This is a genomic window from Pseudomonas soli, from assembly GCF_900110655.1.
Classification (GTDB): Bacteria; Pseudomonadota; Gammaproteobacteria; order Pseudomonadales; family Pseudomonadaceae; genus Aquipseudomonas; species Aquipseudomonas soli.
The window spans coordinates 171,521-192,537 of record NZ_FOEQ01000007.1 but is presented as its reverse complement, the minus strand read 5'-3'; the positions used below and the strand labels follow the sequence as shown (position 1 = coordinate 192,537).

18 protein-coding genes are annotated in these 21,017 nt (G+C 63.4%); 4 read left to right on the top strand and 14 right to left on the bottom strand.

All coding sequences use genetic code 11. The annotated features are described in order from the left end of the window. Nucleotides 1-292: 292 nt before the first annotated feature. Nucleotides 293-1,876: a peptide chain release factor 3 gene (locus tag BMY03_RS16815; protein WP_023629783.1), complete on the top strand. Its 1,584-nt coding sequence runs from the start codon at nucleotides 293-295 to the stop codon at nucleotides 1,874-1,876. A gap of 103 nt (nucleotides 1,877-1,979) precedes the next feature. Here the strand turns inward: BMY03_RS16815 and BMY03_RS16810 are convergent, their stop codons facing one another. The 4 genes from BMY03_RS16810 to BMY03_RS16795 form a co-directional block, all read right to left on the bottom strand. After that, nucleotides 1,980-3,059, bottom strand: a complete 1,080-nt coding sequence (locus BMY03_RS16810; protein ID WP_023629782.1) for a polyamine ABC transporter substrate-binding protein — start codon at nucleotides 3,057-3,059, stop codon at nucleotides 1,980-1,982. A gap of 52 nt (nucleotides 3,060-3,111) precedes the next feature. After that, nucleotides 3,112-3,453 carry a cupin domain-containing protein gene (locus BMY03_RS16805; protein ID WP_023629781.1) on the bottom strand — a complete coding sequence of 114 codons (342 nt, stop codon included), beginning with the start codon at nucleotides 3,451-3,453 and terminating at the stop codon, nucleotides 3,112-3,114. 33 nt (nucleotides 3,454-3,486) lie between these two features. After that, nucleotides 3,487-4,893, bottom strand: a complete 1,407-nt coding sequence (locus BMY03_RS16800; protein WP_094011713.1) for an NAD(P)/FAD-dependent oxidoreductase — start codon at nucleotides 4,891-4,893, stop codon at nucleotides 3,487-3,489. A gap of 65 nt (nucleotides 4,894-4,958) precedes the next feature. Then, on the bottom strand, nucleotides 4,959-5,768 hold the full coding sequence (locus BMY03_RS16795; protein WP_094011712.1) for a helix-turn-helix domain-containing protein: 810 nt from the start codon (nucleotides 5,766-5,768) through the stop codon (nucleotides 4,959-4,961). A 244-nt stretch (nucleotides 5,769-6,012) separates the two neighbouring features. Between BMY03_RS16795 and BMY03_RS16790 the strand changes: the two genes are divergently transcribed. Then, a complete protein-coding gene (locus BMY03_RS16790) occupies nucleotides 6,013-6,921 on the top strand; it encodes a hypothetical protein (RefSeq protein WP_094011711.1) in 909 nt (302 codons plus the stop codon). A 151-nt stretch (nucleotides 6,922-7,072) separates the two neighbouring features. On the opposite strand, the gene BMY03_RS16785 is transcribed toward BMY03_RS16790, so the two are convergent. From BMY03_RS16785 to BMY03_RS16745, 9 genes are all read right to left on the bottom strand, one after another. Beyond that, nucleotides 7,073-8,041 (bottom strand): peptide ABC transporter ATP-binding protein, encoded by a 969-nt coding sequence (locus tag BMY03_RS16785; protein ID WP_023632048.1) that lies wholly within the window; start codon nucleotides 8,039-8,041, stop codon nucleotides 7,073-7,075. Continuing rightward, complete coding sequence (locus tag BMY03_RS16780; RefSeq protein WP_023632049.1) at nucleotides 8,041-9,009, bottom strand: ABC transporter ATP-binding protein; 969 nt, start codon at nucleotides 9,007-9,009, stop codon at nucleotides 8,041-8,043. Before BMY03_RS16780 ends, BMY03_RS16785 begins: the two co-directional genes overlap by 1 nt. A gap of 10 nt (nucleotides 9,010-9,019) precedes the next feature. Next, on the bottom strand, nucleotides 9,020-9,946 hold the full coding sequence (locus tag BMY03_RS16775; protein ID WP_038706756.1) for an ABC transporter permease subunit: 927 nt from the start codon (nucleotides 9,944-9,946) through the stop codon (nucleotides 9,020-9,022). Nucleotides 9,947-9,956: 10 nt separating this feature from the next. Beyond that, the gene (locus BMY03_RS16770) at nucleotides 9,957-10,967 is read right to left on the bottom strand and encodes an ABC transporter permease subunit (protein ID WP_023630501.1); all 1,011 of its coding nucleotides are present in this window, start codon (nucleotides 10,965-10,967) and stop codon (nucleotides 9,957-9,959) included. A gap of 76 nt (nucleotides 10,968-11,043) precedes the next feature. Beyond that, nucleotides 11,044-12,639 carry an ABC transporter substrate-binding protein gene (locus BMY03_RS16765; RefSeq protein WP_023630502.1) on the bottom strand — a complete coding sequence of 532 codons (1,596 nt, stop codon included), beginning with the start codon at nucleotides 12,637-12,639 and terminating at the stop codon, nucleotides 11,044-11,046. A 72-nt stretch (nucleotides 12,640-12,711) separates the two neighbouring features. Further along, the gene (locus tag BMY03_RS16760) at nucleotides 12,712-14,091 is read right to left on the bottom strand and encodes an OprD family porin (RefSeq protein ID WP_371041586.1); all 1,380 of its coding nucleotides are present in this window, start codon (nucleotides 14,089-14,091) and stop codon (nucleotides 12,712-12,714) included. A gap of 157 nt (nucleotides 14,092-14,248) precedes the next feature. Continuing rightward, nucleotides 14,249-15,841: an ABC transporter substrate-binding protein gene (locus BMY03_RS16755; protein ID WP_023630504.1), complete on the bottom strand. Its 1,593-nt coding sequence runs from the start codon at nucleotides 15,839-15,841 to the stop codon at nucleotides 14,249-14,251. Nucleotides 15,842-16,053: 212 nt separating this feature from the next. Then, nucleotides 16,054-17,679, bottom strand: a complete 1,626-nt coding sequence (locus tag BMY03_RS16750) for an ABC transporter substrate-binding protein (protein WP_094011710.1) — start codon at nucleotides 17,677-17,679, stop codon at nucleotides 16,054-16,056. A gap of 312 nt (nucleotides 17,680-17,991) precedes the next feature. After that, complete coding sequence (locus tag BMY03_RS16745) at nucleotides 17,992-18,714, bottom strand: SIMPL domain-containing protein (protein WP_094011709.1); 723 nt, start codon at nucleotides 18,712-18,714, stop codon at nucleotides 17,992-17,994. Nucleotides 18,715-18,915: 201 nt separating this feature from the next. On the opposite strand from BMY03_RS16745, the gene BMY03_RS16740 reads away from it, so the two are divergent. Together BMY03_RS16740 and BMY03_RS16735 are read left to right on the top strand one after the other, a co-directional pair. Continuing rightward, nucleotides 18,916-20,172, top strand: coding sequence for an ATP-binding protein (locus BMY03_RS16740; protein ID WP_038706754.1), 1,257 nt, complete (start codon nucleotides 18,916-18,918; stop codon nucleotides 20,170-20,172). Next, entirely contained in the window at nucleotides 20,172-20,732 is a 561-nt protein-coding gene (locus BMY03_RS16735) for a response regulator transcription factor (RefSeq protein WP_094011708.1), read from the top strand. The genes BMY03_RS16740 and BMY03_RS16735 overlap by 1 nt, the downstream gene beginning before the upstream one ends. 92 nt (nucleotides 20,733-20,824) lie before the next feature. On the opposite strand, the gene BMY03_RS16730 is transcribed toward BMY03_RS16735, so the two are convergent. Next, nucleotides 20,825-21,013 (bottom strand): hypothetical protein, encoded by a 189-nt coding sequence (locus tag BMY03_RS16730; protein WP_023632666.1) that lies wholly within the window; start codon nucleotides 21,011-21,013, stop codon nucleotides 20,825-20,827. Between the last annotated feature and the right edge of the window lie 4 nt (nucleotides 21,014-21,017).

Below are 21,017 nucleotides of genomic sequence, written 5' to 3'. Positions count from 1 at the left end.
TGGGCGTAAAGGTTCCCATCTGGGGCGGCATTTGGCCAGTGTTAATCACTGGGCTCTAGGAATTTTTACGCGAAAAAAAAGCGCGGATATTACGTGGAGGCGTTGAAGTACCTGCTATCGAGGCGTTTGCCGACGCGACGTTGGATGGCCCTGGGCTAGGCGATGTATGCGTGGCTGTCGTGATTCCTCGAATGCCATGTTCGGGCCGCCTTTCGTATCTTCGGTTTTGGCCCGCGCCCCGACTTCAGGTATGATATCGCCCCTTTTTGAATCCCCAGTCAGGCGATTTCCCATGACCAACCAGGCCGCCGAAGTCGCGAAGCGCCGCACTTTCGCAATCATTTCCCACCCCGACGCCGGTAAGACCACCATCACCGAGAAGCTCCTGCTGATGGGCAAGGCCATTGCCGTCGCCGGTACCGTGAAGTCGCGCAAGTCCGACCGCCACGCCACCTCCGACTGGATGGAAATGGAGAAACAGCGCGGCATCTCCATCACCACCTCGGTGATGCAGTTCCCCTACCGCGAGCACATGATCAACCTGCTCGACACCCCCGGCCACGAAGACTTCTCGGAAGACACCTACCGCACCCTGACCGCGGTGGACTCGGCGCTGATGGTGCTCGACGGCGGTAAAGGCGTCGAGCCGCGCACTATTGCCCTGATGGATGTGTGCCGCCTGCGCGACACGCCGATCGTCAGCTTCATCAACAAACTCGACCGTGACATCCGCGACCCGATCGAACTGCTCGACGAAATCGAGGCGGTGCTGAAGATCAAGGCCGCGCCGATCACCTGGCCGATCGGTTGCTACCGCGACTTCAAGGGCGTGTATCACCTGGCCGGCGACTACATCATCGTCTACACCCCGGGGCATGGCCACGAGCGCACCGAGGCGAAGATCATCGAGAAGCTCGACTCCGATGAAGCCCGCGCTCACCTGGGTGACGAGTACGACCGCTTCCTCGAACAACTCGAGCTGGTGCAGGGCGCCTGCCACGAGTTCGACCAGGACGCGTTCATCAACGGCCAGCTGACCCCGGTGTTTTTCGGGACCGCATTGGGCAACTTCGGTGTCGACCATGTGCTCGACGCGGTTGTCGACTGGGCGCCGCGCCCACTGGCCCGTGTCGCCCACGAGCGCACCGTGGAACCGGTGGAAGAGAAATTCACCGGCTTCGTGTTCAAGATCCAGGCGAACATGGACCCGAAACACCGTGACCGTATCGCCTTCATGCGCATCTGCTCGGGCAAGTACGAGAAGGGCATGAAGATGCGCCACGTGCGTACTGGCAAGGACGTGCGCATCGGCGATGCCCTGACCTTCTTCTCCTCCGAGCGCGAGCAGCTGGAAGAGGCCTATGCCGGCGACATCATCGGCCTGCACAACCACGGCACCATCCAGATCGGCGACACCTTCACCGAAGGCGAGGCGCTGGGCTTCACCGGCATCCCGCACTTCGCCCCTGAGCTGTTCCGCCGCGTGCGCCTGAAGGACCCGCTGAAATCCAAGCAGCTGCGCCAGGGCCTGCAGCAGCTGGCCGAAGAGGGCGCGACACAGGTGTTCTTCCCCGAGCGCAGCAACGACATCATCCTCGGCGCGGTCGGTGTGCTGCAGTTCGACGTGGTCGCCAGCCGCCTGAAGGAAGAGTACAAGGTCGAGTGCGCCTATGAGCCGATCACCGTCTGGTCGGCGCGCTGGATCAGCTGCGACGACAAGAAGAAGCTCGAGGAATTCCAGAACAAGGCGGTGGAGAACCTGGCCATCGACGGCGGTGGTCACCTGACCTACCTGGCCCCGACCCGGGTCAACCTGGCGCTGATGGAAGAGCGCTGGCCGGATGTGAAATTCCGCGCGACTCGCGAGCACCACTAAGAGCAGCTGCAAGCTTCAAGCTGCGAGCGTCAAGAAGAGGCGGGCCCGGAAAGGCCCGCCTTTTTCTTGTCGCTTGCAGCTTCAAGCTTGTAACTGACGTATGTCAGTTGCCGGCTTTTATGCTGGTCCAGATCCGCGTCCTGATGCGGTCGATCTTCGCCGGCATTGCTTCCAGCGCATACAACTTGCCCATCACGTCGTCACTCGGGTAGATCATCGTGTTGCCCTTCAGCGCCGGGTCCACCAGCGCATCCGCCTGCTGGTTGCCATTGGCGTACTGCACGAAGTTGCTGATGTTGGCCATCACTTCCGGCTGCAACAGGTAGTTCATGTACGCATACCCGGCCTTCTCGTCAGGTGCATCGGCCGGCATGGCCACCATGTCGAACCACATCGGCGCGCCTTCCTTCGGGATCGAGTAGCCCACCTTCACCCCGTTCTTGGCCTCCTCGGCACGGTTCTTCGCCTGCAGCACGTCGCCTGAGAAACCCACCACCAGGCACACGTCGCCATTGGCCAGGTCGCCGGTGTACTTCGAGGAATGGAAGTAGCTGATATACGGGCGCACCTGCATCAGCAACGCCTTGGCCTTGTCGTAGTCCGCCGGGTTCTGGCTGTGGTGGGGCAGGCCCAGGTAGTGCAGGGCGATCGGCAGCAGCTCGGGGCCGTTGTCCAGCACCGCCACGCCGCAGCTCTTGAGCTTGGCGAGGTATTCGGGCTTGAAGAACAGGTCCCACGAATCGATGGGCGCATTGTCGCCGAGCACCGCCTTGACCTTGTCGATGTTGTAGCCAATGCCGGTGCTGCCCCACAGGTACGGGAAGCCGTACTGGTTGCCCGGGTCGTTGACCTCCAGGGCCTTGAGCAGCACCGGGTTGAGGTTCTTCCAGTTGGGCAGTTGCGACTTGTCCAGCTGCTTCAGGGCCTTGCCCTGGATCTGCCGGGCCATGAAGTGGTTGGAGGGGAACACCACGTCGTAGCCGGAGTTGCCGGTCATCAGCTTGCCGTCGAGGGTCTCGTTGCTGTCGAACACATCGTAGGTGGGATTGATGCCGGTGGTTTGCTGGAAGTGCTTCAGGGTGTCCGGGGCGATGTAGCTCGACCAGTTGTAGATCTTCACTGAGTCGGCGGCACTGGCCACGCTGGCGGCCAGCATCAGGGGAGCGAGAAGGAGGGTGCGCATGTCGGGGTTACCTTGCTTTGTCTGTTGTTATCGAAGGCAGGCGATCAGCGGATCAGAAAATGAGGACGTAGGTCTTGCGCACGGTTTCCTGGATATCCCAGGTGCCGAGGCTGTTGGCCGGTAGCATCAGTGCGTCTCCGGCTTCTATGACCAGGGGCTCGCCACCGTCGGGGGTGAAGGTGCAGCGGCCCTTGATGAAATGGCAGAACTCCTGCTGCACGATCTGCCGCCGCCAGCGTCCCGGGGTGCATTCCCAGATACCGGTCTCGACGCCGTCGTTGCGTTCGACGCAGGTGACCGAAGTCACTGCGACCGGCTCGCCGAGGGGCATGGCGACCGGGGTGCTGCTGTCCAGGATGGCGCTGTCGGTGTGCTTGAACTGGGTGATGCTCATGACCAGTGGATCCTGTGTGGTGGTGAGGGGAAGTCAGTGCATGAAGCCTTCCATGAAGTCGGCCAGCCCACTGGCCAGGCGTCGCCGCCAGGGCGCGCTGGCGGGGTTGGCGAGGGTCCGGTCCTCGTGGACGAAACTCTGGATGATCGCGTTGTAGCCCAGCCAGCGGCACGGCTCGGGTGGCCAGCTGGCCAGGCTCGACAGCGGGCGGTTGTCGTGCACCCAGGGCTGCGCGGTCAGTTCGTTGTGCTGACCGAGGATCAGCGCGGCCAGGGTGCGTCCACCGAGGTTGGTGGCGCCGACACCCTCGCCGCCATAACCGCCGGCCAGGGCGATGCCGCGCTGGCGGTCGCAGAGCATGTGGGGGCGGAAACGCCGGGCCATGCCGAGGTTGCCGCCCCAGGAGTGGGTGATGCGTACGTGCTTGAGCTGTGGGAACAGTTCGCCGAACAGGTAGCGGCGCAGCTCCACCTCGTCGGTGGTCAGGGTGAAATCCTCGCGCAGACGGCCTCCGAAGCGATAGCCGCCGCGGGCACCGAACACCAGGCGGTTGTCGGCGCTGCGCTGGCCATAGGTGACCTGGCGGCTGTTTTCGCTGAAGGCCTGGCCCTGGCCCAGGCCGATCTGCTCCCAGGTCGACTCCGGCAGCGGCTCGGTGGCCACCAGCAGGCTCTGTACCGGCAGCTGGTGCCGCCCGAGCGGTGGCAGGCTGGCGGCGTAGCCTTCCACGGCCGGCACCACCCAGTGGCTGCGGATGCGTGCCAACGGGGTGCGCACTTCGCCGGTCTGCCAGTCTATGGCTGGGGTGTTCTCGTAGATCGGCACGCCCATGGCCTCGACCGTCCGTGCCAGGCCACGCACTAGCCTCGCCGGTTGAATGGTGGCGACGTGCGGGCTGTAGAGGGCGCCGTAGGGGTTGCTTATCTTCAGCTGGGCATCCAGCTGTTCCGGACGCAGCCAGCGGTAGTCGTCTTCATTCATGCCCTGGCGGTAGAGGTCGTCGAGCCAGGCGCGCAGGTTGCGTTCCTGTTCCGGGTAGCGGGCGGCGCAGTAGAGCACGCCGCCTTTGCGGTAGTCGCAGGCGATGCCTTCGCGCAGCAGCACGTCGTGGACTTCGTCGGGGATGCCGTGCAGCAGGTCGATGCTTTCACGCCGTTGCTGCGGCGAGAGCGTGGCCAGCAGGCGGTCCTCGCCCAGCAGGTTGCCCATCAACCAGCCGCCATTGCGTCCGGAGGCGCCGAAGCCGGCGATGTTGGCCTCGATCACCGCGATGTTCAACTGCGGCGCCTGGCGCTTGAGGTAGTAGGCCGTCCACAGGCCGGTGTAGCCGGCGCCGATGATGCACACGTCGAGATCCAGGTCCTGGCGCAGGGCCGGGCGCGCGCACAACGGCTCGTCGAGCTGGTCCATCCACAGGCTGATCGTGCGCAGGGGTTGCATCGGGTCGGGCTCCACATCCGTTCAAGGTATGTGGACGATCCTAGTGAAGCGCGGGGAGGGCTGTCTTACGTGCGTGCACGCAGGGAAATTTGCTTGAGGTAGGCTTTGGGCGACAGGCCGGTGTGCTCGCGAAAGCACTTGTAGAACGCCGACAGCGAATTGAAACCGGCGTTGAACGCCAGGTCATCGACGGGCGCCGTAGCGCAGCTATTGTCCAACCGGCTCAGCAGGTGCTGCAGGCGGGCCTGGTTGACGTAGCGGTAGAAGCTCTGGCCAAGCACCTGGTTGAGGAGGTAGGAAATCTGGTTGCGGCTGTAGCCGCTTTCGTCGGCGACCTGCTGCAGGTCCAGTTCAGGGTCAAGGTAGGGGCGTTGGGCCTGGAAGTAGTGCTCCAGGTCCTGGGCCATGGTCGACAGCTGGCGTGGCGACAGGCCAAGCCGGCTGGTGGCAGGGCGCGGACCACCGGCGGGCCTGCCCTTGGCATCGCCGCGCACCAGCGTGGCGTATTCGTTGACCTGCCAGATCAGCCCGTCCCTGACCGTGATCGCCTCGCTGGACTGGAACGCCACCAGGCCGTCGCCGCCTTGTACGGTGACCTGGTACTGGATGAACGCGGTGCAGCCATCGACGCGGATGCGGTCGCTGTGGACGATGTCCTCCCCGGCCTCGTGGGGCAGGCTGGCGCGCACGTAGTCGCGCAGCTGGCTGAAACCGAGCACGCGGTTCTGGAAGAAGTCGTGGTACTGGATATCCGGGTGGTACAGGGCCATCACCCCGTCCAGGTCGCGATGCTTCCAGCACAGGTGATAGCGCATGACGGTGGCGGCGGTGAGCGGGGTCTGCTCAGGGCCGTCGGGGACGGTGGTGATAGACATGCCGTGGATGGTGCCTCGCCGCGTCCCGGTCTGACAAGAACCAGCCCGTGTGCACAGGTCGCAGCCAGGGTTGCAGAAGGCCCTGCCGTTTCCGACCCGATCTGGCATTTTGCATGATGTTCAGATGTTGCCTACAGGCCAACCGCCTGATTTATAAAGAAGTCATGTTTTGACACAAAGTGGCACAGCCCCTGCACTGCCTTACCCGAGAAAGGACCTCCCCCTCAGATAAAGGCGTCGAATCATGATCACACCTGCCGACTACCCCACCAACGACCCCAATCGCTCCGGTGTTTCCTGGGCCGCGATATTCGCTGGCGCAGCAGCAGCGGCGGCCTTGTCCCTGATCCTGTTGGTACTGGGAACAGGATTGGGCCTGGCCGCTACCTCGCCTTGGGCCGACGAAGGCGCCAGCGCCAAGGCGCTTGGGATTTCCACCATCATCTGGCTACTGATCACACAGATACTGGCCTCGGGCCTAGGTGGTTACATCGCCGGTCGCCTGCGGATGAAATGGGCCAACCTGCACGGTGATGAAGTGTATTTCCGGGACACTGCACATGGCTTCCTGGCGTGGGCGGTTGCCACGCTCGTGGCGGCCATGCTGGTGCTCGGTACTGCTGGCAACTTGCTGGGCGCCGGCGCCACCGCTGTGTCCGGAGCGGCTACAACTGCCGCTGCGGGCGTGGCTGGCAGCGACAGCCAGGGCAAGGACCCGATGGGCTACTTCGTCGATAGCCTGTTCCGTGCTCAAGGCCCGGTGGCGGTCAGTGACGACGCTGCAAATGGTGTGGCAGCGCGTATTCTGACCCGCTCGCTGGCTCAGGGCGGCACGCTTGCGCCGGAGGACCGGACCTACCTGGCCCAGGTGGTGGCCCAGCGCACTCGCCTGACCCAGCCCGAGGCCGAAGCACGCGTTGATCAGGTCTATGCGCAACTGCAGCAAGCCAAGGTCGAAGCCAAGCAAGCTGCGGATGCTGCGACAAAGGCTGCGGCCTGGACCGCGTTGTGGACCTTCGTCGCCCTGCTTTGCGGCGCCTTCTTCGCCAGCCTGGCGGCACTCTTCGGTGGCCGGCAGCGTGATCGGGTTCAGTGGCTCGAAGCCAGTCAAGCAGACTACAACTTGCGCCACGCCTCCGCACCGATTCGATAACCCGCACAGGAACAAGGAGAAACATCATGCGCTCATTATTGCTGTGGATGCTCGGGGTACCTATTCCGGTGATCATCCTGATTGCACTGTTCATGCACTGAGAAATGAAAACGCCGCCCCCGAAGGGCGGCGTTTTCATTGGCGCATAACGCTACAGGAACTGCTCGGCGTAGTGGCAGGCCACCTGCCGCGTGCTCACTTTGCGCAACGCTGGGACTTCCTTGGCGCATCGTTCGGTGGCATACGGGCAACGTTTGTGGAAGGCACAGCCATCCGGCGGGTTCAACGGATTGGGCAGCTCACCGGCAATGCGGATCTTCGGTTTCAGCGGATCTGGATGGATCGCCGGGGTCGCAGACAACAGCGCCTGTGTATATGGGTGCAGCGGCTTGTCGTAGATGTCCTGCTTGGGCCCCATCTCCGCTGGCCGACCGAGGTACATGACCAGCACCTGGTCCGCCACATGGCGCACCACCGCCAGGTTGTGGGAGATGAATACGTAGGCGGTGTTGAACTCCTTTTGCAGGTCCATGAACAGGTTCAACACCTGGGCCTGGATTGACACGTCCAGCGCCGAGGTCGGCTCGTCGGCCACCAGTACCTTGGGTTGCAGCATCATCGCCCGGGCCAGGGCGATGCGCTGGCGTTGACCGCCAGAGAACATGTGCGGATAACGCTGGTAGTGCTCGGGGCGCAGGCCCACCTGCTCCATCATCTTCTGCACTTTCTCGCGGCGTTCCGCCTTGCTCAGCGAGGTATTGATCAGCAGCGGTTCGGCCAGCTGGTCGCCGATCTTCTGCCGTGGGTTGAGCGAGGCATACGGGCTCTGGAACACCATCTGCACGTCACGGCGCAGCTGTTTGCGCTGGTCCTTGCTGGCGCCCTTTACCTCCTGGCCGGCGATCTGCAGCGAACCGGAGGAAGGCTCCTCGATCAGGGTCAGGGCCCGCGCCAAGGTCGACTTGCCGCAACCGGATTCACCGACCACGGCCAGGGTCTTGCCGGCCTCCAGTTCGAACGACACGCCATTGAGCGCCCGCACCAGCGCATGGCCCTTGAACAGGCCGCGGGAGACTTCGTAGTGGCGGGTCAGCTCACGAGCGGAAAGTACGACGGCCATCACGCCACCTCCTGGTTCAGCGGATAGAAGCAACGCACCAGGCTGTGGGCCTGGGGATCGAGGGGCGGGCGCTGCCGGCGGCAGTTTTCCTGCACATAGGGGCAGCGCGGCGACAGCAGGCAGCCTTGTGGGCGGTCATAGCGGCCGGGGACGATGCCAGGCAGGGTGGCCAGGCGTTCGGCGCCGATGCTGTGCTCGGGAATGGCCGCCAGCAGCGCTTCGCTGTAAGGGTGGGCGGGTACGTCGAACAGCTCGGGCACCTGGCCTACTTCGACTGCTTGCCCTGCGTACATCACACACACGCGCTTGGCGGTTTCGGCGACCACGGCCAGATCGTGGGTGATCAGAATGAGCGCCATGTTGCGCTCTTTCTGCAGGTTGACCAGCAGCTCCATGATCTGCGCCTGGATGGTTACATCCAGCGCGGTCGTGGGTTCATCGGCGATCAGCAGTTTCGGCTCGCCGGCGATGGCCATGGCGATGGCCACGCGCTGGCTCATGCCGCCGGACAGTTGGTGCGGGTAGGCGTCGAGGCGGCTTTCGGCAGCCGGGATCTCGACCTTCTTCAGCAGTTCCAGGGCGCGCTGGCGCGCAGCCTTGCCCTTGAGGCCGAGGTGCTGGCGCAGCACTTCCTCGATCTGGTAGCCCACGGTGTAGCTGGGGTTGAGCGCGGTCATCGGGTCCTGGAAGACCATCGCGATGTCCTTGCCCACCACCTTGCGGCGCTGGCGGCCGCTGAGCTTGAGCATATTGGTGCCGGCGAAGTCGAGCACGTCCGCGGTGATGCGCCCGGGGGCTTCGATCAGCCCCATCAGCGCCATCATGGTCACCGACTTGCCCGAGCCAGATTCGCCGACGATGGCGAGGATCTCGCCGGCATCCACGCTCAGGTCGAGGCCGTCCACCACAGGCACGGCATTGGCGTCGCCGAAGCGCACGTTCAGGTTGTTGATCTGCAACAGTGACATGGCGATCTCCTCAGGCGGCGTTCTTGAGTTTCGGGTCCAGCGCGTCGCGCAGGCCGTCGCCCATCAGGTTGATTGCCAGCACACTGAGCAAAATGGTCAGGCCGGGCAGGCTAACCACCCACCAGGCGCGTTCGATGTAGTCGCGAGCTGAGGCCAGCATGGTGCCCCACTCGGGGGTTGGCGGCTGCACACCGAGGCCGAGGAAACCCAGGGCTGCGGCGTCGAGGATCGCCGAGGAGAAGCTCAGGGTAGCCTGCACGATCAGCGGCGCCATGCAGTTGGGCAGCACGGTGACGAACATCAGTCGCGGCAGGCCGGCACCGGCCAGGCGCGCGGCGGTGACGTAGTCACGGTTCAGTTCGCCCATCACCGCGGCGCGGGTCAGGCGCACGTAGGACGGCAGCGAGACGATGGCGATGGCGATCACGGTGTTGATCAGGCCTGGGCCGAGGATGGCGACGATGGCCACGGCCAGCAGCAGCGAGGGCAGGGCCAGCATCACGTCCATCAGACGCATGATCGAGGGGCCGAGGATCTGCGGGAAGAAGCCGGCAAACAGGCCCAGCAGGATACCCGGGATCAGCGACATCACCACCGACGACAGGCCGATCAGCAGCGACAGTCGAGCGCCCTGGATTAGCCGCGAGAGCAGATCGCGGCCCAGCTCATCAGTGCCGAGGATGAATTGCCAGGTACCGCCTTCGAGCCACACTGGCGGCGTGAGCAGGAAGTCGCGGTATTGCTCGCTGGGGTTGTGCGGCGCCACCCAGGGGGCGAACAGGGCGCAGAACACCACCAGGCACATGAACGCCAGGCCGGCCACCGCGCCTTTGTTGCGCGAGAAGGCCTGCCAGAATTCTTTATATGGCGAGGGATAGAGCAAGCTTTGGTCGACCACGCTGGGCGGGGTGACGGATTTTGGAATCGGGCTGGTCATGGCGTAGTCCTCAGCGCTGATGACGGATGCGTGGGTTGGCCAGGCCGTAGAGGATGTCCACGACGAAGTTGACCAGGATCACCAGGCAGGCGATCAACAGGATGCCGTTCTGGACCACGGGGTAGTCACGGGCACCGATGGCTTCGATCAGCCATTTACCGATGCCCGGCCAGGAGAAGATGGTTTCGGTGAGCACGGCGCCGGCCAGCAGCGTGCCGACCTGCAGGCCGAACACGGTGAGTACCGGGATCAGCGCGTTGCGCAGGCCATGGATGAACACCACGCGCGACGGCGACAGGCCCTTGGCGCGGGCGGTACGGATGTAGTCCTCGCGCAGCACTTCGAGCATCGACGAACGGGTCATGCGGGCGATCACCGCCAGCGGGATGGTGCCCAGCACAATGGCCGGCAGGATCAGGTGCATCAGCGCATCCTTGAACGCGCCTTCCTCGTCGCTGAGCAGGGTGTCGATGAGCATGAAGCCGGTTTTCGGCTCGATGTCGTAGAGCAGGTCGATGCGCCCGGAGACCGGCGTCCAGCCCAGGCTCACCGAGAAGAACATGATCAGGATCAGGCCCCACCAGAAGATCGGCATCGAGTAGCCGGCCAGGGAGATGCCCATCACCCCGTGGTCGAACAGCGAGCCGCGCTTGAGCGCGGCGATCACCCCGGCCAGCAGGCCGATGACCCCGGCGAACAGCAGGGCGGCCATGGCCAGCTCCAGGGTTGCCGGGAACAAGGTGAGGAATTCGTTCCATACGCTTTCACGGGTGCGCAGGGATTCGCCCAGGTCGCCCTGGGCGAGCTTGCCGACATAGTCTAGGTACTGGGCCGGCAGTGGCTTGTTCAGGCCCAGGCGCTCCATGGCCTGGGCATGCATTTCGGGGTCCACCCGGCGTTCGCCCATCATCACTTCGACGGGGTCGCCGGGGATCAGGCGTATGAGCGCGAAGGTCAGCAGGGTGATACCGAAGAAGGTCGGAATCAGCAGACCCAGGCGTCGGGCAATAAAACTCAACATTGTCAGGGGTACCTCATCAGCCGGAAACGGCGTGCCGCCGGGGCCTCTTGCACAAGGTCCGGCGGCTGTTGTTGTTCTACTTCACCTGGGTGGTGGCGAAGTTGTTGTTGGTCAGTGGGTTGATCACATAGCCTTCGACGTTCTCGCGCATGGCGGTGAACATCTTCGGGTGGGCCATGCTGATCCACGGTTGGTCTTCATCGTACACCGCCAAGGCCTCGTTATAGAGCCTGGCGCGTTCGTCGTTGTCGATCACTTCGCGGGCGCGGGTGATCAGGTCCTGGAATTTCTGGTTGCACCAGCGCGCATAGTTCTCGCCGCTTTTCACCGCGTCACAGCTGAGCATCGGCGTGAGGAAGTTGTCCGGGTCGCCGTTGTCGCCGGCCCAGCCCGCCGACACCAGGTCGGCCTCGCCCTTCTTGGCGCGACGCAGCATCTCGGCCCATTCCATCACGCGGATGTCGAGCTTGATGCCGATCTTGGCCAGATCCGACTGCAGCATTTCGGCGGACAGGCGCGGGTTGGGGTTGGTCGGGCCACCGCCGTTGCGGGTGAACAAGGTGATCACCGTGCCCTCCGGCACGCCGGCTTCCTTGAGCAGGGCGCGGGCCTTGTCGAGGTCATGGGGTGGGTTCTTGTTGTCGGTGTTGTAGCCGATCATGGTCGGTGGATACGGGTTGACCCCAACCAGGGCGTTGCCCTTGCCGAACAGCTGGTCGACGTGGGTCTGGCGGTCGAAGGCCATGTCGATTGCCTTGCGCACGCGCACATCGCTCAGGTATTTGTGCTGGGTGTTCATCGAGATGTAGCCGGTAACCAATGCTTCGATCTCGGCGACCTTGAGTTTCGGGTCGGTCTTGATCCCCGGCACGTCGTCAGGCTTGGGATACAGGGCAATCTGGCATTCGTTGGCGCGCAGTTTCTGCAGGCGCACGTTGCTGTCGGTGGCGATGGCGAAGATCAGCGCATCGGCAGGTGGCTTGCCACGGAAGTAGTCCGGGTTGGCCTTGTAGCGGACGTTGGCGTCCTTGTTGTAGCGCTGGAACACGAACGGGCCGGTGCCGACCGGCTTGCTGTTGAGGTCGCCGGTCTTGCCGGCCTTGAGCAACTGGTCGCCGTACTCGGCGGAGTAGATCGAGGTGAAGGCCATGGCCAGGTCGCGCAGGAAAGGCGCTTCCGGGCGGGTCAGGGTGATCACCACGGTGTGATCGTCGGTCTTCTCGACCGACTTGAGCAGGTCCTTGAAGGCCATGCTCTCGAAGTAGGGATAGCCGACGCTGGTCTTGTCGTGCCACGGATGGTCTTTCTTCAACTGACGGTTCAAGCTCCACAGCACGTCATCGGCGTTGAAGTCGCGGGTGGGCTTGAAGTAGTCGGTGGTGTGGAACTTGACGCCTTCGCGCAGGTGGAAGGTGTAGACCAGGCCGTCGGGGCTGACGTCCCAGCTGGTGGCCAGGGCCGGTTGGATCTCGGTGGTGCCGGGCTTGAAGTCGACCAGGCGGTTGAAGATGGCCTCGGCCGTGGCATCGGCGGTGACGGCGGTGGTGTACTGGACGATGTCGAAGCCTTCCGGGCTGGCTTCGGTGCACACCACCAGCGGCTTGGCCGCCAGATTCGATGCGGCGCCCAGGATGACGGCTGCCAGGGCAGCACGTAGCGGTAGCAATTTCATGGAACCTCCCTGCAGTGCTAGTTCCAGCGTAGCCGCCACGGCCCGTGGGGAGGCGGGCCGTGGCGCCAACGGTCAGAGGATGTTGAACGGAATGGTGGTGACGACGCGGAACTCGTCGAGACTGCCGTCGCTCTGCGCCTTGCTGGCACGGTGGGCGGTATAGGTGGCGCGGATGGTGGTGTCCTTCAGCATGCCGCTCTGCACCGCGTAGCTGGTGCCGATGCCCCACTCGTAGTGGTTCTCGCCGTCCTGGCCGCGGACGTCATAGGCGGTGCCCTTGTAGTGGGTACCGTCGATATCCCAGCCGCGGGCGTTGTAGACGTTGAACTTCAGGCCCGGCACGCCATACGGCGCCATGTTCAGCACATAGCTGATCTGCAGGGATTTCTCGTTCGGGCCGTTGAAGTCCGACAGCAGGGAGTTGGCCAGGTAGATGCCGTTGGTCTCGTGCAGGTAGTCGAAGTACTCGTTACCGTTGACCTGCTGCCAGGAGGCGGTGAGGGTGTGGGCCTGGTGGGTCAGGCCGAACGACAGGCTGTAGGTGTCGTTGTCGATCTCGCCCATCTTCTTGCTGCCTTCGTCCACGGTCTTGTAGTAGTTAAGACCGGTGGTCAGGCTCAGCACCGCGCTGTCGCCCAGCACGTGGTTGGCGCCGAAGTAGTACTGGTTCCAGAAGTCCTCGACCTTGGTGGCGTAAAGGCTGGTGGTCAGGCTCTTGAGCGGCTGGTAGTTGATGCCGACGGTGCTGGCGCGGTCGGTTTCCCTGCCGTTGCCGTATTCGCTGCGGAACTTGCTCAGGCTCTGCTCGGTACGCGGCGAAACGCGGTCGAAGGTACCCACGTCGAACGACAGGTTCTCGAACTCGGCGCTGTGCAGGAACGCGCCCTGGAAGCTCGATGGCAAGGCACGGTTACCGATGTAGGCGATCATCGGCGTGTCGACCGATTGACGACCGACGGTCAGCGTGGTGTTGGAGATGCGCGCCTTGACATTGCCCAGGCCCATCTTGCTCCACTGGCCGATCGGGTCGCCGTCGCTGTGGGTCAGGGTGCGGTTGTTCGGGCCGGCCACGGCGGCGCGGCCCTGCTCGAGGGCGATGGCATTGTAGGCCGCGGCCTCGACGGCGAAGCCCACGGTACCTTCGGTGAAGCCCGAGCTGTAGTTGAGGATGGTGCCCTGCACCCAGTTGTCGCGGCTGTGGGTGTCGTGGCGGGTGCCGTCGCCCTTGGTGTATTTCCACAGCGGCGCGCGGGTGGCGCGTTCGCGGGCATACCAGTTGCGGGTGCTGCCGGTCAGACTCTGGCCATCGATGAAGCCTTTGGCCTCGGCCTGTTCACTGCTGGACTTGAGCGCGAACGGCACGAAGTCCTGGCTTGCGGGTTCGGCCTGGGCGAGGGCGCAGAAGGCGCCGACGGACAAGGCCAGTGCGGTGGTGGTGGTACGAATCAACATGAAAGCTCCCTGATATTTTTCTAGTTATCACCCGACCTTGTGGGCCGGGCTTGTCACGGTGACGCGGTACTGCAGTGTCTGCCTGGGGGTTGCCAGGCAAATCCGGGCTGCACGCCGTCGCGGGAGTGGGTCGCACTCCCGGCCGGGCGTTGCAGGGTCAATCGATGCTGACGCCGGAGAAAACGTTGCGTCCGAAGGGGCTGACCTTGAAGTCTTTCACGCTGATGCTCAGCGGCTGGTTGACCGTGGAGTGCGCAACCGGGGTAATCGGCACCTGTTGCTTGAGACGTTGCTGGGCTTGTTCGTAGAGGCTGGTGCGCTGGTCGCGGTCGGTGACCTGCTTGGCTTTTTTCACCAGTGCGTCGTATTGCGAATCGCACCACAAGGAGTAGTTATTGCTGCCGATGGCGTCGCAGCTGAACAGGGTGCCGAGCCAGTTGTCCGGATCACCGTTGTCGCCGGTCCAGCCGATCAGGGCGATGTCATGCTCGCCGTTCTTCATGCGCTTGAGGTATTCACCCCATTCGTAGCTGACGATGCGCACCTTGAAGCCGAGCTTGCTCCAGTCGGACTGGAGCATTTCGGCCATGAGCTTGGCGTTGGGGTTGTAGGGGCGTTGTACCGGCATGGCCCACAGGGTGATCTCGGTACCTTCCTTGACCCCGGCCTGCTTCAGCAGTTGCTTGGCCTTTTCCGGGTCGAACGGGGCGTCCTTGATCGATTTGTCGTAGGACCATTGGGTCGGCGGCATGGCGTTGACGGCGGTCTGGCCGGCATCCTGGTAGACCGCCTGGATGATTGCCTGCTTGTTCACTGCCATGTCCATGGCCTGGCGCACCTCCAGCCGGTCGAAGGGTGGGTGCTGGGTGTTGTAGGCGATGTAGCCAAGGTTGAAACCGGGTTGTGTCATCACCTGCAGCTTGCCGTCTGCCTTGAGCGCGGGCAGGTCGGCCGGGCGCGGGTGCAGGGTGATCTGGCATTCGTTGCGGCGCAGCTTCTGGATGCGCACCGAGGGGTCGACGTTGATCGAGAACACCAGGTTGTCGATCTTCACCCGGTCCGGCGCCCAGTATTCCTTGTTGCCCTTGAAGCGGATCTGCGAATCCTTCTGGTAGCGCTGGAACACGAACGGACCGGTGCCGATCGGCTTCTGGTTGATATCGCTGGCCTTGCCGCTGGCCAGCAGGTGGTCGGCGTACTCGGCGGAGAGGATCGAGGCGAAGGCCATGGCGATGTTCTGCAGGAACGCGGCGTCGACCTGGTTGAGGGTGAAGACCACGGTCAGCGGGTCGGTCTTCTCGACCTTGGCGATGTTCTTGTCCAGCCCCATGCTGATGAAGTACGGGAACTCGGTGGGGTAGGCCTTGCGGAAGGGGTGATCCTTGTCGAGCATGCGGTTGAAGGTGAACAGCACGTCGTCGGCGTTGAAGTCGCGGCTGGGCTTGAAGTCCTTGTTGCCATGGAACTTCACAGCGGGTCGCAGGTGGAAGGTGTACTTCAGGCCGTCCTCGGACACCTGCCAGTCGGTGGCCAGGCCCGGCTGCACGGCAGTGCCGCCGCGCTCGAACTCGACCAGGCGGTTGTAGATCGGTTCGGCGGCGTCGTTGTCGGTGGCCGCGGTGTACTGGGCGGTGTCGAAACCTGCCGGGCTGCCTTCGGAGCAGAACACCAGGTTGTTGGCGAGGCTCGCGGGAGCCTGGCTCAGCAAGCCGAGGGCAAGCAGGGTGGAACTCAGTGTGGTAAGGCGCATGGCAGATCCTTTGTCTGTGTTTTCAGGCCGCGACAGGCAAAACGCGGCTGCTGCATCCCGGTCCTGACGATAGGCGCGCCAGAATGCGGGAACCAGGGTTCGCTACTGATTTGAGGGCGGGAGCGTTCTGGCGAATGCGAGGGAATAACCCTGCGTATCGCCCGATCATGTCACCGCTCCGCCGGCAAAGGCCGGCGGGGCGGTCACGACCGTTACTTGTCCACGCTGACTCCGTAGAAGGAGTTCAGGCCGAAGGGGCTGATCTTGAAGTCCTTCACTTTCGCGCTCATGGGCTGATACACGGTGGAGTGGGCGATCGGGGTGATCGGCACCTGTTCCTTGAGGATGTGTTGCGCCTGCTTGTACAGCTGGGTGCGTTTGGCCTGGTCGGGGGTGGCCTTGGCTTGCTTGATCAGGTCGTCGTAGGGCTTGTAGCACCACTTGGAGAAGTTGTTGCCATCCATGGCATCGCAGCCATAGAGCGTGCCCAGCCAGTTGTCCGGGTCACCATTGTCGCCGCTCCAGCCAATCAGCATGGCGCCCTGCTCGCCGCCCTTGGAGCGCTTGATGTACTCGCCCCACTCGTAGCTGACGATCTTGGCCTTGATGCCGACCTTCGCCCAGTCGGACTGGAGCATCTCGGCCATCAGCTTGGCGTTGGGGTTGTACGGACGCTGCACCGGCATGGCCCACAGGGTGATCTCGGTGCCTTCCTTGATGCCGGCTTCCTTGAGCAGCTGCTTCGCCTTTTCAGGGTCGTACTTGGCGTCCTTGATCGTGGTGTCGTAGGACCATTGCGTCGGCGGCATGGCGTTGACCGCCAGCTGGCCGGCGCCTTGATAGACTGACTCGATGATCTGCGGCTTGTTCACCGCCATGTCCAGCGCTTCGCGCACCTTGAGCTGCGACAGTGGGTTGGGTTCGTTGCTGCCCTTGACCTTGTCCATCACGTTGTAGGCGATGTAGCCGAGGTTGAAGCCAGCCTGGTCAGGCATCTTCAGCTTCGGATCCTGTTTGAGCGGTGCGATGTCGGCCGGGCGCGGGAACAGGGTGACCTGGCATTCGTTCTTCTTGAGTTTCTGCATGCGCACCGAGGCGTCGGTGCTGATTGCGAAGATCAGGTTGTCGATCTTCACGTCCTCGGGCTTCCAGTAGTCCTTGTTGCCCTTGTAACGGATCTGCGCGTCCTTCTGGTACTTGCTGAACACGAACGGGCCGGTGCCGATGGGCTTCTGGTTGATATCGGCAGCCTTGCCCTGCTTGAGCAACTGGTCGGCGTATTCGGCGGACTGGATCGAGGCGAAGCTCATGGCCAGGTTCTGGATGAACGCGGCGTCGACGTCGTTGAGCGTGAACTTCACAGTGTGCTCGTCGACCTTCTCGACCTTGGCGATGTTCTTGTCCATGCCCATGTCGGTGAAGTAAGGGAACTCGGTGGGGTAGGCCTTGCGGAAGGGGTGGTTCTTGTCGAGCATGCGGTTGAAGGTGAAGAGCACGTCGTCGGCGTTGAATGCACGGGTCGGCTTGAAGTACTCGGTGGTATGGAACTTCACGCCGTCACGCAGATGGAAGGTGTACGTCTTGCCGTCGTCGGAGACTTCCCACTTGGTGGCCAGGCCCGGGATCACTGCGGTGCCGCCACGCTCGAATTGAGTCAGGCGGTTGAACATGGTTTCGGCGGAGGCGTCAAAGTCGGTCCCGGTGGTGTACTGGCCAGGGTCGAAACCGGCCGGGCTGCCTTCGGAGCAGAACACCAGGTTGGTCGCGGCGAGGGCGGATGGAGCGCCGGCTAGCAAGCCTGCACTGACCAGGAACGGGATGACTGCGTGTTTGAGCATGGTGGCCTCATTGTTGTCATTTTTCGAATTGAGGCGGCCTCGTGAGCCGACCTGCGGATACTTATGCAGGGGGTATTCCCAATGCAACACTCAGCAGGATGGTTGACGCCAAAAACGTGGTACTGACGTACATGGATGTCGCATCCATATAACTTTGGCGAATGTTGAACGTTTGCGAGGGGGAAAAGGGCGAAAATTTCAGGATATTTCGCACTTTATGTGACAAGCAGACGCACCCGTTTGGTGCGTAGGAAAGGTCTGAAACGGCTGTCCGAGACGGTTTTGACCATCTCGGACATCCAGTCGAGTGTGTCAGGGCACCTGGACTTCGATCAGGCCGTCGGCACTCATGCTAACTTCGCTGGTTCCGGCTTCGATATCCGGTGTCGGCGCGGATTCATCGGCGGCGCCCTTGGCCATCATCGCCATCGGTGCGTTGCGCAGGTAGGGGCGTGGGTAACCGCTGCTGTTGAGGTTCAGGCTGACCACCTTGTAGCCTTTGCCGCCCAAGGCATCGGTGGCCAGCTGGGCGCGGGCCTTGAACGCGGCGATGGCATCCTTGAGCAGCTCGTCTTCATTGGACTTGCGTGTGGCCGGGGCAATGGAGAAGTCCATGCCGCCCATCTTCAGGTCTTGCAGCAGGTCACCGGTGAGCTTGGACAGGGCCGGGAAGTCGGCGCTTTCCAGGCGCAGTTCGGCGCGCTCGCGCCAGCCGGTGATCTTCTGGCCCTTGGTGTCGTAGATCGGGTAGCTGTTGCGGCTGCCCTGGCTGATCTTCACGTCCTTGACCTGGCGGGCCTGCTGCACGGCCTTGTTCATGGTCTCGGTGATCTCTTTGGCCAGCTTGCCCGGGTCGGTGTTCTGCGCTTCGCTGTACAGCGTCACGACCATCAGGTCGCGTGCCACTTCCTTGCTGACTTCGGCACGCAGCGACACCTGGTTGTAGCGTGGCTCGTCGGCCGCCAGGGCCGGCAGGCTGGCGAGCATGCCGCAGGACAGGGCAACGGCGGCGGCGCCGCGACGGGTAATGTGCATGTGGAGCTCCTTGGCAGGGTAAGGCGTGGATGAGCAGATCCGTTCCACGCATGGCCGATCAGACCGGTGACAGTGTAGAGGGTTCAAAAGTGCCATCATGAATCTATGACAAAGTGTGGCGCTTTGCCGCATCGCTGCAGTGGAGCGCCCGGCTTCGGTATACTCCAGCCGATTTTCCTGGAGCACTCATTGGGAGAGCTCATGCTCGCCGTCGCACATCCGTTGTCTGCCACACGCCAGAACCTGTGGCGCCTGACCTTCATCCGCATCCTCGTCCTGGCGGCCCAGGCGGGCTCGGTAGGCGTGGCCTACTGGACCGAGCTGCTGCCGCTGCCGTGGTTCTCGCTGGCAGTCACGCTGGCCCTGTCGTCGCTGCTGTGCGCGTTCACCGCCCTGCGCCTGCGCCTGTCGCTGCCGGTCACCGAGCTCGAGTACGCCCTGCAGCTGGCCTGCGACCTGCTGATCCACAGTGCCCTGCTTTATTACTCGGGCGGCTCGACCAACCCCTTCGTCTCCTATTACCTGGTGCCATTGGCCATCGCCGCGGTGACCTTGCCGTGGCTCTACTCGCTGGTGCTTTCAGGTATCGCCCTGGTGGCCTACAGCCTGTTGCTGGTGCAGTACTACCCGCTGGAAACGCTGCCGCTGGCGCGTGACACCATGCAGGTCTACGGCATGTGGCTGAGCATCGCCCTGGCCGCAGGGGTGATCACCTTCTTCGCCGCGCGCATGGCCGAGGAGTTGCGCCGTCAGGAGAACCTGCGTGCCGAGCGCCGCGAGGAAAGCCTGCGCGACGAGCAGTTGCTGGCCGTGGCCACCCAGGCCGCTGGCGCCGCCCACGAACTGGGCACGCCGCTGGCGACCATGAGCGTGCTGCTCAACGAAATGCGCCAGGACCACGCCGACCCGCTGTTGCAGGAAGACCTGCAGATCCTTCAGGACCAGGTCAAGCTGTGCAAGGAGACCCTGCAGCAGCTGGTGCGCGCCGCCGAGGCCAACCGGCGCCTGGCGATCGTCGAGCAGGATGTCACCGCCTGGCTCGACGAGGCGCTCAACCGCTGGCACCTGATGCGCCCGGAAGCCAGCTACCGCTTCCAGCGCCTGCGCGATGGCGTGGTGCCGCGGCTGACGCCGCCACCAGACCTGACTCAGGCCCTGCTGAACCTATTGAACAATGCCGCCGATGCCTGCCCGGACGACCTGGAGGTGCGCCTGGACTGGGACGCCCAGGATATCGTCATCAGCATCCGCGACCATGGCCCCGGCGTACCGCCGGCCATCGCCGAGGCTATCGGCAAACCTTTCATTACCACCAAGGGCAAAGGCTTCGGCCTTGGCCTGTTCTTGAGCAAGGCCAGCGTGACGCGTGCGGGCGGTTCGGTGAAACTCTATAGTCATGAGCAGGGTGGCACCCTGACCGAATTGCGCCTGCCCCATGGCAAGCGAGGAGATGCATGATGAGCGAAGAAAACCAGGTCGAAGGCGAAGAGCTGCCGCACCTGCTGCTGGTGGATGACGACGCCACCTTCACCCGGGTGATGGCCCGGGCGATGTCGCGTCGTGGCTTCCGTGTGAGCACTGCGGGTTCCGCTGAGGAAGGCTTGAAGCTTGCCGAGCAGGACCTGCCCGACTACGCCACGCTGGACCTGAAGATGGAGGGCGACTCGGGGCTGGTCTTGCTACCCAAGCTGCTGGAGCTGGATCCGGAGATGCGCGTGGTGATCCTGACCGGTTACTCGAGCATCGCCACGGCGGTCGAGGCGGTCAAGCGCGGGGCCTGCAACTATTTGTGCAAACCGGCCGACGCCGATGACGTGCTGGCGGCACTGTTATCGGAGCATACCGACCTGGACACGTTGGTGCCAGAGAACCCGATGTCGGTGGATCGCTTGCAGTGGGAGCATATCCAGCGCGTGCTAGCCGAGCACGAGGGCAATATCTCTGCCACGGCGCGGGCGCTGGGCATGCATCGGCGTACCTTGCAGCGCAAGCTGCAAAAGCGTCCAGTCCGACGCTGAAGTCCACTGGGGGCGCTGCGCGCCCCATCGTCGCGGTTCGTCGCCACGACAAGCCGCGACGAAAGGGCCACGTAGTGGCCCCCTGCGTTTTGTCAGGCTTTCCCTCCCGAGCGGTCAACCCGCACCGCAAGCTGTCCTGCTCCCGATGGCGCCTCGAACGCCATCTGTCCCCCTGCCGGCACTTTCGCCCGGCCAATCACCTTGCCATCGCGCAGCAACTCCAGCGGCATGCCTTCCATCGACTGGCCCGAAGCCAGTTCCAGTTTGACCTTGATATTCATCGGT